This window comes from Micromonospora sp. NPDC005367, from assembly GCF_040606825.1.
Taxonomy (GTDB): domain Bacteria; phylum Actinomycetota; class Actinomycetes; order Mycobacteriales; family Micromonosporaceae; genus Micromonospora.
Map to the genome: position 1 here is coordinate 1 of NZ_JBEXFP010000053.1, position 16,868 is coordinate 16,868.

18 protein-coding genes, 1 pseudogene and 1 riboswitch are annotated in these 16,868 nt (G+C 70.9%); of the genes and pseudogenes, 3 read left to right on the plus strand and 16 right to left on the minus strand.

Annotated features, from left to right (window positions below; translation table 11 throughout):
- Positions 1–54: 54 nt before the first annotated feature.
- Positions 55–837 carry an SDR family oxidoreductase gene (locus ABZS42_RS27000; protein ID WP_355149883.1) on the minus strand — a complete coding sequence of 261 codons (783 nt, stop codon included), beginning with the start codon at positions 835–837 and terminating at the stop codon, positions 55–57.
- An 86-nt stretch (positions 838–923) separates the two neighbouring features.
- On the opposite strand from ABZS42_RS27000, the gene ABZS42_RS27005 reads away from it, so the two are divergent.
- A complete protein-coding gene (locus ABZS42_RS27005) occupies positions 924–1,769 on the plus strand; it encodes a helix-turn-helix transcriptional regulator (RefSeq protein WP_355149885.1) in 846 nt (281 codons plus the stop codon).
- 37 nt (positions 1,770–1,806) lie between these two features.
- On the opposite strand, the gene ABZS42_RS27010 is transcribed toward ABZS42_RS27005, so the two are convergent.
- Positions 1,807–3,045 (minus strand): chorismate-binding protein, encoded by a 1,239-nt coding sequence (locus ABZS42_RS27010; protein ID WP_355149953.1) that lies wholly within the window; start codon positions 3,043–3,045, stop codon positions 1,807–1,809.
- Positions 3,046–3,120: 75 nt separating this feature from the next.
- Between ABZS42_RS27010 and ABZS42_RS27015 the strand changes: the two genes are divergently transcribed.
- Positions 3,121–3,321: a DUF5999 family protein gene (locus ABZS42_RS27015; RefSeq protein WP_355149955.1), complete on the plus strand. Its 201-nt coding sequence runs from the start codon at positions 3,121–3,123 to the stop codon at positions 3,319–3,321.
- A gap of 95 nt (positions 3,322–3,416) precedes the next feature.
- On the opposite strand, the gene gcvP is transcribed toward ABZS42_RS27015, so the two are convergent.
- Both gcvP and ABZS42_RS27025 read right to left on the minus strand, forming a co-directional pair.
- A complete protein-coding gene (gcvP, locus tag ABZS42_RS27020) occupies positions 3,417–6,239 on the minus strand; it encodes an aminomethyl-transferring glycine dehydrogenase (protein ID WP_355149887.1) in 2,823 nt (940 codons plus the stop codon).
- A gap of 73 nt (positions 6,240–6,312) precedes the next feature.
- Positions 6,313–6,410, minus strand: a riboswitch (glycine riboswitch).
- Between the two features lie 115 nt (positions 6,411–6,525).
- Positions 6,526–7,416: an NAD-dependent protein deacetylase gene (locus ABZS42_RS27025; protein ID WP_355149889.1), complete on the minus strand. Its 891-nt coding sequence runs from the start codon at positions 7,414–7,416 to the stop codon at positions 6,526–6,528.
- Positions 7,417–7,496: 80 nt separating this feature from the next.
- On the opposite strand from ABZS42_RS27025, the gene ABZS42_RS27030 reads away from it, so the two are divergent.
- Positions 7,497–8,165 carry an NAD(P)-binding oxidoreductase gene (locus ABZS42_RS27030; RefSeq protein ID WP_355149890.1) on the plus strand — a complete coding sequence of 223 codons (669 nt, stop codon included), beginning with the start codon at positions 7,497–7,499 and terminating at the stop codon, positions 8,163–8,165.
- Between the two features lie 96 nt (positions 8,166–8,261).
- On the opposite strand, the gene ABZS42_RS27035 is transcribed toward ABZS42_RS27030, so the two are convergent.
- The 12 genes and pseudogenes from ABZS42_RS27035 to ABZS42_RS27090 all read right to left on the minus strand — a co-directional run.
- The gene (locus tag ABZS42_RS27035; protein WP_355149892.1) at positions 8,262–8,945 is read right to left on the minus strand and encodes a cell division protein DivIVA; all 684 of its coding nucleotides are present in this window, start codon (positions 8,943–8,945) and stop codon (positions 8,262–8,264) included.
- 52 nt (positions 8,946–8,997) lie between these two features.
- A complete protein-coding gene (locus ABZS42_RS27040; protein ID WP_355149893.1) occupies positions 8,998–10,173 on the minus strand; it encodes a globin domain-containing protein in 1,176 nt (391 codons plus the stop codon).
- 2 nt (positions 10,174–10,175) lie between these two features.
- On the minus strand, positions 10,176–10,574 hold the full coding sequence (locus ABZS42_RS27045) for a group 1 truncated hemoglobin (RefSeq protein WP_355149895.1): 399 nt from the start codon (positions 10,572–10,574) through the stop codon (positions 10,176–10,178).
- Positions 10,575–11,183: 609 nt separating this feature from the next.
- A complete protein-coding gene (locus ABZS42_RS27050) occupies positions 11,184–11,777 on the minus strand; it encodes a MerR family transcriptional regulator (protein WP_355149897.1) in 594 nt (197 codons plus the stop codon).
- Between the two features lie 206 nt (positions 11,778–11,983).
- Positions 11,984–12,448 carry a bifunctional nuclease family protein gene (locus ABZS42_RS27055; protein ID WP_076471719.1) on the minus strand — a complete coding sequence of 155 codons (465 nt, stop codon included), beginning with the start codon at positions 12,446–12,448 and terminating at the stop codon, positions 11,984–11,986.
- 181 nt (positions 12,449–12,629) lie between these two features.
- On the minus strand, positions 12,630–13,331 hold the full coding sequence (locus ABZS42_RS27060; protein ID WP_355149957.1) for a MerR family transcriptional regulator: 702 nt from the start codon (positions 13,329–13,331) through the stop codon (positions 12,630–12,632).
- A 50-nt stretch (positions 13,332–13,381) separates the two neighbouring features.
- Positions 13,382–13,834: an FHA domain-containing protein gene (locus ABZS42_RS27065; protein WP_007071101.1), complete on the minus strand. Its 453-nt coding sequence runs from the start codon at positions 13,832–13,834 to the stop codon at positions 13,382–13,384.
- Between the two features lie 214 nt (positions 13,835–14,048).
- Complete coding sequence (gcvH, locus tag ABZS42_RS27070) at positions 14,049–14,429, minus strand: glycine cleavage system protein GcvH (RefSeq protein ID WP_355149899.1); 381 nt, start codon at positions 14,427–14,429, stop codon at positions 14,049–14,051.
- A gap of 56 nt (positions 14,430–14,485) precedes the next feature.
- Positions 14,486–15,421, minus strand: a complete 936-nt coding sequence (locus ABZS42_RS27075) for a DUF881 domain-containing protein (RefSeq protein WP_355149901.1) — start codon at positions 15,419–15,421, stop codon at positions 14,486–14,488.
- A 10-nt stretch (positions 15,422–15,431) separates the two neighbouring features.
- Entirely contained in the window at positions 15,432–15,764 is a 333-nt protein-coding gene (locus ABZS42_RS27080; protein ID WP_355149903.1) for a small basic family protein, read from the minus strand.
- Positions 15,761–16,693: a DUF881 domain-containing protein gene (locus tag ABZS42_RS27085; RefSeq protein WP_355149905.1), complete on the minus strand. Its 933-nt coding sequence runs from the start codon at positions 16,691–16,693 to the stop codon at positions 15,761–15,763. Before ABZS42_RS27085 ends, ABZS42_RS27080 begins: the two co-directional genes overlap by 4 nt.
- Positions 16,690–16,868 (minus strand): annotated as a pseudogene (locus ABZS42_RS27090) (CDP-alcohol phosphatidyltransferase family protein); the annotation flags it as partial. The gene ABZS42_RS27085 and the pseudogene ABZS42_RS27090, both read right to left, overlap by 4 nt.

Below are 16,868 nucleotides of genomic sequence, written 5' to 3' on the forward strand. Positions count from 1 at the left end.
CGGCCGGCTGCTCCGCCCATCGCCGTGCGCCATGGGCTGACCGGGCGCTCCCGCTCAGGCGCCGGCGCCACCGTCGACCGGCACGATCGCGCCGGTCACCATCGAGGCCCGGTCGCTGAGCAGCCACGCGGCCACCTCGGCGACCTCGCGCGGCTCGGCCATCCGGCCCAGCGGGATGCGCGCCTGGATGCGCTCGACCACACCCGGCGACGCCGCCTCCCACTCGTCGATCATCATCGTCGCGGTGCCGCCGGGCGTGATGCCGTTCACGCGGATCCCCTGCCGGCCCCAGGTCACGGCCGCGGTCTCGGTGATGCTGTTGAGTGCCCGCTTCATCGCGCCGTACGCGGGCAGGTCCGGGTTCGCGCGGCGACTGCCGATGCTCGAGGTGTTGACGATCGCCCCGCCACCGCCGCGGCGCATGAGCGCGGCCTCGAGCGTCATCGCGGTCCAGTGCGCCCGGAAGTTCACCGCGAACTGCTCCTCGATGTCCTCGTCGCTCGTCGTGTCGAGCGGGCCGGGCTGCTGGATCGCCGCGCCGTTGTTGAACGCGCCGTCGAGCCGTCCGTGCAGCGCCTCGACGTGGTCGACCGCCGCACGGATGCCGGCCCGGTCGGCGAGGTCCACCGCCACGGCGTCCGCGACGCCACCTTCGGCGTGGACCTCGGCGACGATCCGCTGGAGGGCGTCGACGCTGCGGGCGGCGAGCACCACCGCAGCGCCCTCGCGGGCGAAGAGCCGGGCGGCGGCCGCCCCGATGCCGCGGCTGGCGCCGGTGATGAACACGACCTTGCCGGCGAGCAGGCCGATAGGTGCGATGTCGCTGTCGTTCGTCATGACGACGATGTTCGGCCGATCGTCAGCCCGGATGCAGGCACAGGCGGTACCAGGATCCGTCGCCGCGCGGGGTGCAGACTTGCGGCATGGACAAGCAGGAGCTCGGGGCGTTCCTTCGCAGCCGTCGCGAGCGGCTCCGGCCGCAGGACGTCGGCCTGCCCTCGGGTCCGCGACGCCGGACACCGGGTCTTCGCCGTGAGGAAGTGGCGGTCCTCGCGCACATCTCCACGGAGTACTACGTTCGGCTCGAGCAGGGCAGGGCGCCGCGACCCTCGGGCGAGGTCCTCGCCGGGATCGCAGGCGCCTTGCGGCTCACCGACGCCGAGTCCGCTCACCTGCACGTGCTCGCGGGCACCGCGCCGAGCCGTACCGGACTGTACCGGCGCGACGTCCGTCCGAGCATCCTCGCGCTGCTCGATCGGCTGCCGCAGACGGCCGCTTTCGTGACGTCCGCCGCCTTCGACGTGCTCGCGTGGAACGACCTCGCGGCCGCGCTCATGGAGGACTTCGCCGAACTGGCCCCGCAGGACCGCAATCTCGCCCGCCGGGCGTTCCTCGGGTCGCCGGGTACGGACGTGCCCCTGTACGGAGTCTCGGACGCCGCCGAGTTCCGGCACCACGTCGTCATGAGGCTCCGATCCACCCTCGCCCGGTACCCGTCCGACCCCGCAGTGGCCGAACTCGTCGCCGAGCTGCGCGACGCCAGCCCCGAGTTCGCCCAGCTCTGGCAGCGGCGCGACGTGCAGACCACGCCGGTGCTCACGAAGACCTTCCGTCACCCGGTCGTCGGGGAGATCACCGTCAACTGCGACGCGCTCACGCTCCCCGACCGCGACCAGCACCTCGTGCTCTACAGCGCGCCGCCGGGATCCCGCGACGCCGAGGCCCTGGCCTTTCTGGGTGCGCTTCCGGTCGCGTACAGCTCGCTCTGACCCCAGCCGGACGCCCGGCGGTGGGGAAAGGCGTGGGTCAGCGGCCGGCGAGGGTGGCGCGCAGCGGGCGGCTCTTGGCGGCGGCCTCGGCGACCTCCGCCCGCGGGTCGCTGCCCCAGGTGATGCCGCCACCGGCCCACAGGTGCAGCCGTTCGCCGTCGGCGGCGGCGGTGCGGATGGTCAGGCCCAGGTCGACACGGCCGGGCGCGACCCAGCCGAGCGCGCCCATGCCGGCGCCACGTCCGACGGGTTCCACAGCGGCGATCTGTTCCAGCGCGGCACGTTTCGGCGCGCCGGTGACCGAGCCGCCGGGGCAGACCGCGCGCAGCAGGTCGGCCAGGCCCAGCCCGTCGGCGACCGCCGCGGAGATCGTCGACTCGGCCTGCCACAGGTCGCACCAGCGGCGTACCGCGAAAAGTTGGTCGACCCGCACGGTGCCGGTGCGGGCGACGCGGGCCAGGTCGTTGCGTTCCAGGTCGACGATCATCACGTGTTCGGCGCGTTCCTTCGCGCTGGCCCGCAGCTCCCGCGCGCCGGCCGTGGTGGCCGGGCGGGTGCCCTTGATGGGCCGGGTGACGAGCCGGCCGTCGGTGAGTTCGATCAGCGTCTCCGGGGAGGCGCAGCCGATCGCCCAGCCGGCGCCGGAGAGGGTGCCGCCGTAGCGGGCGCCCGGCAGGGCGCCGAGCCGCGCGAGGGCCGGCAGCGGATCACCGGTGTAGCCGGCGGCGGCGTGCCCGACGACGTTGACCTGGTAGACGTCGCCGCGGCCGATGGCCTCGCGGACCGCTTCGACGGCGGCGGCGTGCTGGGCGTCGGTCCAGCTCTCCCGCCAGTCGCCGAGCCGCCAGGGGCCGGCGCCGGACGGCGGTGGTGGCGCGTCGGCGTGGTCGTACACCACCACGGCGACCTCCGGCAGCGCCGGCGCCGGGTTCGGCGCGCCGGGTGGCGCGCCGATGAGCAGCGCGCCCGCGGCCGCCGAGACGTACAGGGCGGCGCCGCAGGGGCCGTCCGGGTCATGGCCGGACGCGGGGCGGGAAAGGTCGTCCAGTGGCAGGCCGTGGGCGGCGAGGAACTCCTGCACGCCGGCGGCCGGGTCGCCGCCGTCGCTCGGGCGCCACTCCCAGCGGGCGCGTTCCACCAGCGTCTGGCGGCATTCGGCCGGCGCCGCCGGAACATCGATCTCTGCCAACGGAACGGTATCCACGCCGTCTGGCCCATCCTTCGTCGTCCGTTCAGCGGAATTCCCGACTCGCCCGCGTGGACCTGCTCGATGCAGACCACTTTCGCTTGGTACTGTGCGTCACTGGTCATGTGAACCATGACACAGCGCCCCCACAGTCCGGAGAACCCGATGTGCCAGCACCAACCCACCTGCCCCTGTGCCGACGCCGTCGATCGGGAAGCCGCCCGGGTCGTCGCCTGCTTCCCTGAACAGGGTTGGAGTCTGCTCTGCAACGGCGTCATCATCTTCGAGGACACCGGTGAGCTGCTACCCGACGGCAGCTGCATCGCCCCGCACCGCGGCCCCGCCCGACACGCCCTCGTCGCCTGAGCGACCACACAGCGTCACGACAGGTCGTCGACCACACCAACAGCCTCGTCGACGACGCCCGGGGCGGCCACTACGACCACCCCGGCGCGCCCCGATCAGTCTTCGAACGCCTCCGGCGACGGGCACGAGCAGACCAGGTTCCGGTCGCCGTACGCGCCGTCGATCCGCCGCACCGGCGGCCAGTACTTACCGGCCCGGTCCACCCCGGCCGGGTACGCGCCCACCGACCGCGGGTACGGGTGCGGCCACTCGTCACCGGTGACCATCGCCGCGGTGTGCGGCGCGTTGGACAGCGGGTTGTCCCCCGCCGGCCACTCCCCGGCACCCACCTTGTCGATCTCCGCCCGGATGGCGATCATCGCGTCGCAGAACCGGTCCAGCTCACCCAGGTCCTCGCTCTCGGTGGGCTCCACCATGAGCGTTCCCGCCACCGGGAACGACATCGTCGGCGCGTGGAAGCCGTAGTCGATCAGCCGCTTCGCCACGTCGTCGACGCTCACCCCGGTCGCCTTCGTCAGCGGACGCAGATCGAGGATGCACTCGTGGGCCACCAGCCCCTTGTTGCCGGAGTACAGCACCGGGTAGTGGTTACGCAGCCGCGCCGCCACGTAGTTCGCGGCCAGCACCGCCACGCCGGTGGCCCGGGACAGCCCCGCCGCACCCATCATCCGCAGGTACGCCCACGGAATCGGCAGGATCCCCGCCGAACCGTACCGGGCCGCGGAGATCGCCGGCGTGCCGTCGGCCCGCTCACCGGCCGGATCCCCCGGCAGGTACGGCGCCAGGTGGGAACGCACCGCCACCGGACCGACCCCCGGCCCGCCACCGCCGTGCGGAATGCAGAACGTCTTGTGCAGGTTCAGGTGCGACACGTCCGCCCCGAACTTGCCCGGCTTCGCGAACCCGACCAGCGCGTTCAGGTTCGCCCCGTCGACGTACACCTGACCGCCCGCGTCGTGCACCTTCGCGCACAGCTGCGCGATGCCCGTCTCGTACACCCCGTGCGTCGACGGGTACGTCACCATGATCGCGGCGAGCGCGTCCCGATGCTTGTCGATCTTCGCGTCGAGGTCGACCAGGTCGACGTTGCCGTCGTCGTCACACGCCACCACGACCACCCGCATGCCGGCCATCACGGCGCTGGCGGCGTTGGTGCCGTGCGCCGACGACGGGATCAGGCACACGTCCCGGTGCCCCTCGCCGCGCCCCCGGTGGTACGCGCGGATCGCCAGCAACCCCGCCAGCTCGCCCTGCGAACCGGCGTTGGGCTGCACGCTCACCGCGTCGTAGCCGGTCACCTCGGCCAGCCACCCCTCCAGCTGGCCGATCATGTCCCGGTAGCCGGCGGTCTGCTCCGCCGGAGCGAACGGGTGGATGTGCGCGAACTCCGCCCAGCTGACCGGTTCCATCTCGGTGGTCGCGTTGAGCTTCATCGTGCACGAACCCAGCGGGATCATGCCCCGGTCGAGGGCGTAGTCGAAGTCGGCCAGCCGGCGCAGGTAGCGCAGCATCGCCGTCTCCGAGTGGTGGCTGTTGAACACCGGGTGGGTGAGGAACTCGGAGGTGCGGGCCAGCGCCACCGGAACGGCCACCTCGAACTCGCCCCGCGGGGCCGGCACCCCGAACGCGGCGTACACCGTGGCCAGGTGCTCGCCGGTGGTCGTCTCGTCGCAGGAGACACCGACCCGGTCGGCGTCGACCAGCCGCAGGTTCACCCCGCGCTCGGCCGCGGCGGCCACCACCTCGGCGGCCCGGCCCGGCACGACAGCCGTCACCGTGTCGAAGAACGGCACGTCGAGGACCTCGACCCCGCCACCGCGCAGCCCGCAGGCCAGCCGCACCGCCATCTCGTGCGTGCGTTCGGCGATCTTCCGCAGCCCGTCCGGGCCGTGGTAGACGGCGTACATGCCGGCCATCACGGCGAGCAGCACCTGCGCGGTGCAGATGTTGCTGGTCGCCTTCTCCCGCCGGATGTGCTGCTCACGGGTCTGCAACGCCAGCCGGTACGCCCGGTTGCCGTCCGCGTCCTTCGACACACCGACCAGCCGGCCCGGCAGCACCCGCTCCAGGCCCGACCGAACCGCCAGGTAGCCGGCGTGCGGCCCACCGAAGCCCATCGGCACACCGAAACGTTGGGTGGTGCCGGCGGCGATGTCCGCGCCGATCTCTCCCGGCGGACGTAGCAGGGTCAACGCGAGCAGGTCCGCGGCGACGGTGACCAGCGCCCCGGCGGCGTGCGCGGCCTCGACCAGACCGGCGTGGTCCCGGACCGCCCCGGACGCGCCCGGGTACTGCAGGTGCACGCCGAACAACTCGCCCGGCAGCTGCTCGGTGTCCAGGTCGAGCACCCGCACCTCGATGCCGAGCGGCTCCGCCCGGCTGGTGATCACCGCGATGGTCTGCGGCAGCGCGTCGGCGTCGACGACGTACACGTTGCTCTTGCTCTTCGACCCGCGGCGCGCCAACGTCATCGCCTCGGCCGCGGCGGTGCCCTCGTCCAGCATCGACGCGTTCGCGGTGGCCAGCCCGGTCAGGTCGGTGACCATGGTCTGGAAGTTCAGCAACGCCTCCAGCCGGCCCTGGCTGATCTCCGGCTGATACGGCGTGTACGCGGTGTACCAGGCCGGGTCCTCCAGCACGTTACGGCGGATCACACCCGGGGTGTGCGTGCCGTGGTAACCCAAACCGATCATGGACACGGCGACGGTGTTGCGGGCGGCGAGGGCACGCAGCTCGGCCAGCGCCTCCGCCTCGGTCGCCGGGTCCGGCAGGTCCAGGGTGCCGTGCCAGCGGATCACCTCGGGGATCGCCGCGTCCATCAGCTCGTCGATCGAGCTGTAGCCGACGGTCTCCAACATCTGGCGCTCGTCGTCAGGCCCGGGGCCGATGTGACGGGTGGCGAACTGCTCTGCGGTCATGGGCTTCGCTCCGGGGGGCGAGGTCGACAGGTCGGCCTCCCCCTCTGTCGCGCCCGAGCAGCGCTCCACAGTGCCTGCCCACGAGGTCCTTTTGCCTGAGAGGTTCCGGGGAGGATTTGCCCCTTCGGCGCCGCCCGGGTACAGCTGGGCGGTCTCTCCCCCGTGGGTGTTACCGGCATGGTCAACGCTACCAGCGCACGGATTTCCCCCAGGTTTCGTACCCCGGTTTCGTGATCTTGCCCGGCCGGTCCGGCCCGCCCAGCCCCGGCGCCGCGCGCGGCGCAGCTCAGCCGGCGGCCACCGGTGTGACGGCGGACACCCCCGTCGCCGCCCCCTGCGTCGCATCGGTGATCCGGTCGGCCAGCGCGGGCAGCACCCGACCCAACGGCGCGTCCACGGTCAACGCCGCGTACGCGTCACCGCGGGTGGCCCCCTGGTTGACGATCACCACGGGGATGCCGAGCTTCGCTGCCCGCAGCACGAACCGCCGCCCCGACATCACCGTCAGCGACGAACCGAGCACCAGCAGCAGCCGAGCCTGCTCCACCAACGCGAAGCAGCGCGCCACCCGCGCCGCCGGCACCGTCTCACCGAAGAACACCACGTCCGGTTTCAACGTCCCCGTGCCGCAGAGCGTGCAGTCCACCACGTGGAACCCGGCCACCTGCGCGTCGTCGAGTTCCACGTCACCGTCCGGGTTCACCGCGTCGGCCCGCGCGGCGAAATCCGGATTCGCCTCCCGCAGCCTCTGGTCCAACTCGTCCCGGGAGATCCGGTTGCCGCAGTCGAGGCAGACCACCACGTCGAGGCGCCCGTGCAGCTCCACCACACCCGAACTACCCGCCGCCGTGTGCAACCCGTCGACGTTCTGCGTGATCACCGCACCGACCAAGCCGGCGTGCTGCAGCCGGGCCACCGCCCGGTGCCCGTCGTTCGGCCACGCCCGGGCCATCAGCCGCCACCCGACGTGGCTGCGCGCCCAGTAGCGGCGCCGCGCCAGCCGATCCCCCGTGAACGTCTGATACGTCATCGGGGTGTGCCGGCGGGCCACCCCACTGGGCCCCCGGTAGTCCGGGATCCCCGACTCCGTCGACAGCCCCGCGCCGCTCAACACCACGACGCCACCGGCGCTCACCCGGTCGACCAGCGCGTCGATCATCTCCGTCACGATGTCCATGCTGCCTCAGCATCCATCACCACGCCCACCGCCGCCCGGACCTCGCCAACGATCCTGGACACCGCACTAGGTTGATGGGTATGCGCATCGTCATCGCCGGAGGACACGGAAAGATCGCCCGGCTGCTGGAGCGGGAACTCGCCGGACGTGGCGACCACGCCGTCGGCCTGATCCGCAACCCCGACCAGTCCGCCGCGCTCGCCGCAGCCGGCGCCCAGCCGGTCGTCTGCGACCTGGAACACGCGGAGCTCACCGAGGTCGCCGGACACCTCGCCGGCGCCGACGCGGTGGTGTTCGCCGCCGGCGCCGGACCGGGCAGCGGCGCCGCACGCAAGGACACCGTCGACCGGGCCGCCGCGGCCCTGCTCGCCGACGCCGCGCAGCGTGCCGGCGTACGCCGCTACCTGCTGGTCTCCTCCATGGGCGTGGAAGGTGAACCGCGGCCCGGCACCGACGAGGTGTTCGCCGCCTACCTGCGGGCCAAGAAAGCCGCCGAGGGCGACCTCATCGCCCGCGACCTGGACTGGACGGTGCTGCGCCCCGGGCGACTCGTCGACGAACCGCCCACCGGGCGGATCTCCCTGGCCCGGCACGTGCCCAGCGGCTCGGTCACCCGCACCGACGTCGCCCGCGTCCTGGTCGCGCTGCTGCACGCACCGGCCACCACCGCGATGATCCTGGAACTCGTCGGCGGCAACACCCCGATCGCCGAGGCGGTCAGCACCGTCACCGACCGGCCGGCGAACTGACCCCGCCGCGGCGGCAGCCTGCCCGGCCCGCGCCCCACGCGGGCCGGGCACCGGCCGGCCGGCGCATCGGTGCTCCCCGGCTCCGGCCGACCGGTGTCAGCGCTGATTGTGGCGCGGCAGCGCGGTCTGCTGCGCCGCGGCGCCCACCGCCTGCCCGACCAGCCGATCCATCGTGCGCGCCAACTGCTCACTGCCGTCGTCGAGATGCCGCGCGGCGGCCTGCATGTGCGAGATCATCATCTCGCCGAAGATCCGCAGGGCCTCCCGGGTGGCGACCGAGTCGTCGAAACTCGGCCCGGCGTTGCTGCGGTACTCCTTCACCGCCCGCTCCGCCTCCTGCTTCGCCTCGTCCACCGCGGCCTGCATGTAGCTCTCGTACTGGGTGCGGGCGTACTCGGCGACCCGACGCGCGTAGTCGTGCGCCTGGGCGATGATCTGCTCCGCCTCCCGCTGCGCCGCCGAGAGCAGGTTCACCTCCTTCGCCGCCGGCACCTGCACACCGGTGTTCTTGCTCGGGATCACGCCGTGCCGGTGCAGCTCCACCCGGTCGTTGAGCCGCTCGTTCTCCGCCCGGAGGTTCGCGATCTGCGCCGACAGCAGGTCGAGCTCGTCGGCGACCTGCATCCGGAACCGGTCCACGTCGGTGTTGTCGTAGCCGCGGCGGGCGAACGACGCCGACGAGAACTCCCACCGGCGTACCCGGTCGGCCGTCATCCGCACCTGGACACCGCCGGACACCTGCTGCATCCCGTCGTACCTGCTGATCGGGGTTGCGTTCACCGGGCTGACCTTTCGTTCGTGGCCGTGACACGCACAAGTCCACCACTCACGTTCACCGAGCGCCTCCGGAGTTGTCAGGTGCGGACGCGTCCAGCGCCGTCCGCCACGCCGGCCCGTACCAGTGCTTACCGAGACCCTCGTGGTGCAGCTGCCCCGCGTGGTAACCCGCCTGGGTCAGTGCCCGCACCGAATAGCTGACCATCTCGTCCGAGCCGCACACGTACACGTGCCGGGACCGCCAGTCGCCGTCGGCCAGCGCCCGATCCGCCGCGTGCACGAACTCGCCCGGCCGCTGCGGATCCGCACCGACCACGTACGTCACCGTCAACCACGGGAACGAGGCGGCCAACTTCTCGATCGTCTCGGTGTCGTAGAACTCGAGGCGCGAACGCGCGCCCACATACAGGTCGACCCGGCGACCGGCTCCCTCCGCGGCGACCTGCTCGACCAGCGACTTCACCGGTGCCCAGCCGGTGCCGCCGGCCAGCAGCAGCAGATCACTCGATCCGGCCGACCACAACGTCAACCGGTCGCCCACCGGCGAGGCCAGGTGGATCTGATCGCCCACCGCCGTGCCGTACACCAGACGCGACGACACCACACCACCGGGCGCGGCCCGCACGTGCAGCTCCAACGTGCCGTCCTGCCGCGGCGCGTTCGCCGGCGAGTAGTAACGCCACGTCCGCACCGCCGGGTGCGACACCCCGACCGACTGCCCCGGCGCGAACGGCAACAGGTACTGCGGTCGCAGGGTCAGCACCGCGACGTCGAACGCCCGCCGCTCGTGCGCCACGACCTCGGCCACCCACCACGGCGGGGCCACCGCCTCCGCCGCCTGCGCAGCCTCGATCATGACCTGCGACACCAGCCCGTACGCGGCCGTCCAGTCCTGGGCCAGCTCCTCGGTCCACTGCTCGCCGAGGAAGTGCTGCAAGGTGGCGACCAGCGCCTCACCCACGGCCGGGTAGTGCTCGGGGCGTACCGCGAACTTGCGGTGGTCGGCGCCGAGATCCTTCAGGAACCCGACGAGCCGGTCCAGCTGGTCCACGTTGGTCACGATGTGCGCCAACGCGGTGACCAGCCGATCCCGCTGCCCGGCCATGTTCGTCGGGAACATCTGCCGGGTCTCGGGGTGGGACAGGAACAACGTCGAATAGAAGTAGAGCGGCACCTGGTCACCGTGCGCGGCGACCAGGGACCAACTCTGCTTGAGCCGTGCGACGTCCACGTTCAGGCGCCCGGCTGGTTCCCGGCGGACACCACCTGGTCCTGCACCTGGCCCAGCACCTCGTGCACATGCGTCAGCACGTCCACCGGCACGCCGAGCTCGGTCAGCGTCGCGATCAGGTGCTCACCGACCTTCGCGTAGTGCTCGACCGGGATGTTCATCGGCTGGTGCGCCTCGGCCAACCCCCGGCCGCTGTACTCGTTCGGGCCACCGAGCACCACGGTCAGCATCAGCGCCAGGTGCCGGCGCTGGCCGACCATGTCCACGTTGGTGAAGTAACCGGCGAGCTCCGGGTCGGCGAGCACCTTGTCATAGAACAGCTCGACGGCGGCCTTCACCGAGCTGGCACCGCCGATCCGCTCGTAGTGCGAGACGGGGGTGGTCTCTTCCGTAACGGTCACGGTCTTTCCTTCCGAAGTGGAGGGGTGCGGAGGGGCAACGGTCCGCCGGCGCGGCAGGCGACGCCCCCAGGGCGACACCCGTACCCGGGCCGACCGCGTCAGGGACCATAGCGCGTCACGCGCCCCCGGTCATCGCCCCCCTATCAGATTCCCGACACCGTCCACTACGCAGGGTGACATAGAACTCGACTAAATGATCAACTTTGGGCTATCGGAAAACCACAATCAGTCACCGCCGACGGCTGGCGGTCCACACCGGAACGACAGCCGAAAACGACCCTCGACAGCCGCTTCAACCCCGCTGACCACCGCAGACGAGGAATGACCGATCGCCTGACCAGGGTCATCCGTACCGCCGAGACCAACTCACCCGGGAAGAGGACCAACTCCGCCGAACGGCCGACCATCCGGCACAACCCACAGCTACCTACACGGACAGTCACCACGAAAATTGCAACAGCCCTCGGCGCGTCGCACACACCGTACGTCACACAAGCGCACCACAGACCCGCCCGCCCGACAACACAACCGCCCAGCACCCACGCCACACGAAGAAGCGGGCGCGTCGTCACCGACACACCCGCCACGCCCTACCGTCGAAACAGAAACTCAACCCACCCGCCGACGCGCCCGACGCGCCGCCAACTCGTCGCCCACCGACTCCGGCGCCACCGCCGGCTCACCGGCATGCACATCAGCCGCCGGCTCCGCCGGCAGGTGCGACAACGAACCCTGGATCTCCTTGAACGCCCCACCGATGGCGATGCCGAACACCCCCTGGCCACCCTGCAACAGGTCGACCACCTCCTCCGGGGAACGGCACTCGTACACCGTCGTCCCGTCCGAGATCAACGTGATCCCCGCCAGGTCCTCCACACCACGCGACCGCAGCGCCTCGATCGCCTTCCGGATGTTCTGCAACGACACCCCGGCGTCCAACAGCCGCTTCACGACCTTCAACACCACCAGGTCGCGGAACGAATACAACCGCTGCGTGCCCGAACCCGACGCGTCCCGCACACTCGGCACCACCAGACCCGTACGCGCCCAGTAGTCCAACTGGCGGTAACTGATACCCACCGCATGGCAGGCCGTCACACCCCGATAACCCACCGAACCGTCACTGTCCGTCGCCGACCACGGCGCCGCCACACCCGGCTCGTCAGGTTCCGTACCCGGATCGGAATTCCGCAGCTCGTGCATCCGGACAACCTCCCCGCCCGTGCGGTGCCGCGTCGTTTCCGGAACGCGACCCCTCGACACGGCAACCCTATAGCGACCTTGAGGAGTTACCGCGCAGAAACCGCCGCGACACGCCGCGCAGCCACACGGAAGATCAACACACGAAGCGTGACGTCACCCGCCGTGACGCCACGCAACGGACAGCCCGCCAACAGGCCACCGCCCGCTCAGCCCGCGAAGTCCTCCGGACGCACCTGCTCCAGGAACTCGCGGAACTTCTCCACCTCATCCTCCTGCTCATCAGGGATCACGATCCCCGCCTCGCTGAGGACCTGCTCAGCACAACGAATGGGAGCCCCCACCCGCAACGCCAACGCAATCGAATCGCTCGGCCGGGCCGACACCCGCACCCCGTCCCCGATCAACAGATCGGCATAGAACACGTTGTCCTTGAGCTCAGTGATCTCCACCGCCCGCAACGGCGCATCCAACGCCGCCAGAACATCCCGCAGAAGATCGTGCGTCAACGGCCGGGCCGGCTTGACCCCCTGTTGCTCGTAAGCGATCGCCGTCGCCTCGACCGCGCCGATCCAAATCGGCAGATAGCGGTCCCCCTCGACCTCCCTGAGCAGGACGATCGGCTGGTTGCTGGGCAGCTCCACCCGAACCCCGACCACGCTCAGCTCGCGCACCGCCGCCTCCGTGTCGTTGTCACCTACGCCGCACCGCACCCTTCCCTGCACGGTACACGGACCGCGACACGGCCGTCCCACGCGCTACCCGCACCACGCCCGCGCCAGAAAGGGGTTACCCCAGCAAGCCTACGACACGCTTCCCGGGACAGATCTTTCCGCACACCGCCCCGACGACGCCTCAACGGCCCAACGTCGAACGCAACCCCACCCGCACCAACGCCGCGTGCAACTGCTGCGACAACGCCACCAACTCCCGCGCCGTCTCCGCCGCCCGCGCCCGCGCCGCCGGATCACTCTGCCGCACCAACGGCGCCACCAACTGCGCGAACAAACCGACCTCCCGGTCTGCCGCCGTCCGATAACCCCGCAGATGCCGCGGCTCCAAGCCGTACGCCGCCAGACCCGCCACCGCCCCAGCGATGATCAACGCGTCCCCGTCGTACCAACCCGGCGGATCACACACCACCACACCGAGCCGCTCCAACTCCGCGAGCGTCGACTCGTCCAAACCACTACGAGCCAGCAGATCCGACCGGCCGAGCCGTACCTCCGACGACTCGACCGGCTCATCCGCCTCCCGACCCGGCACCTCACCACCCGGGCCGACCGCCACCAACGTCGGCCGGGAACGACCCGGGGCAGCACCGGTCGCATCCCACTCGACCAACTGCTCCCGGATCACCCGCAACGGCAGATACTGATCCCGCTGCGCGGTCAGCACAAACCGCAACCGCGCCACATCGTCCCAGCTGTACTTCCGGTAACCGGCCGCCGTACGCTGCGGCTCGACCAGCCCCTCAGCCTCAAGGAACCGCAACTTCGAGATCGTGACGTCGGGGAAATCCACCCGCAACTGACCCAGCACCTCACCGATGCTCATCAGCGGCTGGGACCGGGCCGCCCCCGGTGACGTGGAGGCCGCAGGCTCGTTCACCCCCGGCCGGCCTCCTCCTCCGGACGCGGACCGGCGATGAACACCACCCGGAACTTCCCGATCTGCACCTCGTCACCATTGCTCAACGTGGCAGCCTCGACCCGCTCCCGGTTCACGTAGGTGCCGTTCAGGCTCCCCACATCGCGCACCGTGAACGTCCCACCATCCCGGTGGAACTCCGCGTGCCGCCGCGACACCGTCACATCGTCGAGGAAGATGTCACTGTCAGGGTGCCGGCCACTCGTCGTCACATCATGATCCAACAAGAACCGGGCCCCAGCGTTCGGGCCTCGACGAACCACCAGCAGCGCCATTCCCGGCGGCAACGAGCCGGACATCCGGCTCGGCACCACATCGGTGTCCGGCCCCTCCAGCACTTCGTCGAGTGAACCGAGATTGAGCGTCGAAGTGACGTCGAGCGGGGGGAACTCGTCGTCTGGGCGCGTCATGGGACCACCTCACGGATCTGTTCGGTCGGCGTCGGGTAATGGCGGGTCTGGCCGCCGGGCAGTCGCACACCCGGCGGCTGGCTCCCCGTGCCCGGGAAGGCAATTCCGCAACGCTCAACTATTGGGTTCTCGGTCGACTGGGCGAGCCTAGCCAGCGCCGAAAAGCAGGGCAACCGGACGCGCGGACTCAACAGACGCACCGGATCAAGCTAACTCAGCTCCCGGTGAGTTCGCGGTACGCGCCCGCAGTCAGCAGCCCGTCCACCGCCGTCGGATCATCCGGAGTGATCTCCACCAACCAACCCGCACCATACGGCTCAGTGTTGATCACCTCCGGGGTGTCGCCGAGCGCCTCGTTGCGCGCGGCCACCGTCCCACTCACCGGGGCGTAGATCTCCGACACACTCTTCGTGGACTCGATCTCACCCAGCGAATCACCAGCCGCCACCACCGAACCCGGCTCCGGCAGCTGCACATACACGATGTCACCCAGCGCGTCCTGCGCGAAGTGCGTGATGCCGACCCGGACCGCTCCGGTGCCGTCACCCGCCACCCACTCGTGCTCGGCGGTGTATCGCAGATCCTCAGGAATCACAGACGCGTCCTTCATCCATCGTGCTACGGGCACCCACCCGCAGCGGCCACACCCGGTCAGGAAACCGGACGGGCGTGTTCCAGCTTGATCGGCGCGTGCAGCGCCGAAACCTCGGCAGCCTCACGATCCTCAACGATCACGTTACCGCCGTCACCCTGGACCGACGCGACCACCCCACCAGGAATGTTCAACGCCGTACGCATCGTCGCCGGATCACCGATCACCGTGATCGTGTACGGGCCCGTCAACCGCCGCCCGTCCACCACCAACGAACCGTTCTCCCCATCAAGGAAGTACGTCGACGCGATGATCCGTGCCGTCGCCCGATCCCCACCGGAGATCTGCATCGCCTCCGCGCCGGCACCCCGCAACTCCTGCACCGCATCCAACACCCGCGACGCCGAAATCGACTTGGCACCCGCCTCGAACCGCACCGTCAGACCCGGCCCCGTCGCCGGCAACGTGCCCGCCAGAATGCCCAACTCGTCCGCCCGCCGCGTCGCCTCGTCCAACGCCGCCTGCCGACCCTGCTCACCGGAACGCAACTGACGCTGACTGTCCTCCAGCCCGGCGATGTCCTGCCGCAACCGGTTCTCCCGCGCGTCCAGATCCGACAGGATCCGCACCAGGTCCTCCTGCCGAGTCGCACCCGCAGTCGGATCCGTCGACGTCGTCTTCAACTGCACCACCAGGGTGAACCCCAGCAACGCCAACAACGCGGCGATCATCACACTCGCCGTCGACAACCGCGAACGCACCCAACCACCCAACGCCGGACGGTCACCGCGCAACCCCACCGACACGTCCTCAGCCGGCTGCGCCCCAGCCTCGTCCCGATCCGGCTCCTCCCGCGGCGCCAGCGGACTCAGCTCGTCCGGATCCGGCGCGTCCGGCCGCGGATCCGGCTCCCCGCCCGGCCCCTCCGGACGCTCCGGAGGCGCGGGCTGCGGCCAACCCGTACCGGTCTCGCTCTGCTCCTCGCTGCTGCTCATCGCTTAGAACCTACGCCCGGAACAGGTGCCGACGGATCGCCGCCACGTTTCCGAAGATCCGGACCCCGAGCACGACAACCACACCCGTGGACAACTGACCACCCACGCCCAACTGGTCACCCAGATACACGATCAAGGCCGCCACCAGCACGTTCGAAATGAACGACACCACGAACTGCTTGTCGTCGAAAATCCGGTCGAGCTTCGCCCGCACCCCACCGAACACCGCGTCCAACGCCGCCACCACGGCGATCGGCAAGTAGGGCTGCAACGCCGCGGGCACACTGGGATCGAGCCACACCCCGAGAACCACACCGGCGAGCAACGCCATCACCGCGATCATCGACCACCTCCGGAGGGGCTGGGAGACGTCCCTGAGCCGGTCGACCCGGGACTGGCGGACCGGTCACCCGACGGCGAGACGCTCGGGCTACCCGGTGGTTCCGCGTAGCGTAGCTGCGGCTCCGGAGCGGCCGGCAGAGTGAGGTCGTCCGCCCCGCGAACCCCGAACGACAGGCCCGTCTTGTCGGCCACCTCCCGCATCAGATCGGCGTTGCGGCTCTTCTCGAAACGACGCTTCATCGACCCCGGCCCGATCGCCGACACCTCGTACGGCCCCGTCACCGGCCGGAAGTCGACCAGAATCGCCTCCCCCGCCGAACGGATCGTCGACGTCGCGGTCAACCGCTGCCCGTTGATCGAGATCGCCTCCGCGCCCGCGCTCCACAGGGCATTCGCCACCCCCTGCAGATCGCTGTAGAGCACCCGAGGCGGACCGGCGCCCGCACCGGTCACCGCATCCGCGTCACCAGGCGCGTCCGCCAACCGGACCACCACCCCGTCACCACGAACCCGCCCCATGCCGGTGCCCGCCTCGAGGTCACGCAGGCGCGCCGCGGCCGAACCGCTCAGCGCCGCATCCCGCTCCCGGCCGACCTCCTCCCGCAACCGGTCGGCACGCGCGGACAACTCGTCGGTCTCCCGCTCCCGTTCCTTGATCTGCGCCACCAGGCCCGAGCGTGCCTGGCTGCGCCCCGGCTCGTCCGCCATCGTCTGCCGGTACGCCACGGCCAGCAGGAAACCGAGCACCACCAGCACCACGGCGGTCACCGTCTGGGCCGAACGGGCGCGCAACCGCGACGGCGGATCGGCCTGGCGGCGCTGCGCCGCGGCCGCGTAACCCGGCTCTAGCGGATTGCGGAACAGCTCGGTCAGGAAGTCCGGCGCGTACGTGCGGGATGGACGTTCACGTCCGGGCGGGTCCGCGCTCACGCCACCGCTCCCGCGCCGCGCGCCGCGCGGACCAACCGGGACGCCTGGATCACGTACATGGCGCCGGCCACCCAGTAGAGGACCAGACCCCACCACGCCAGCCCCCAGCCGAGCGCACCCGCCACGTCGGTGGCCCCGGGCACGGCGGACGCGAGCAGCAGGGTCGGGAAGGCGG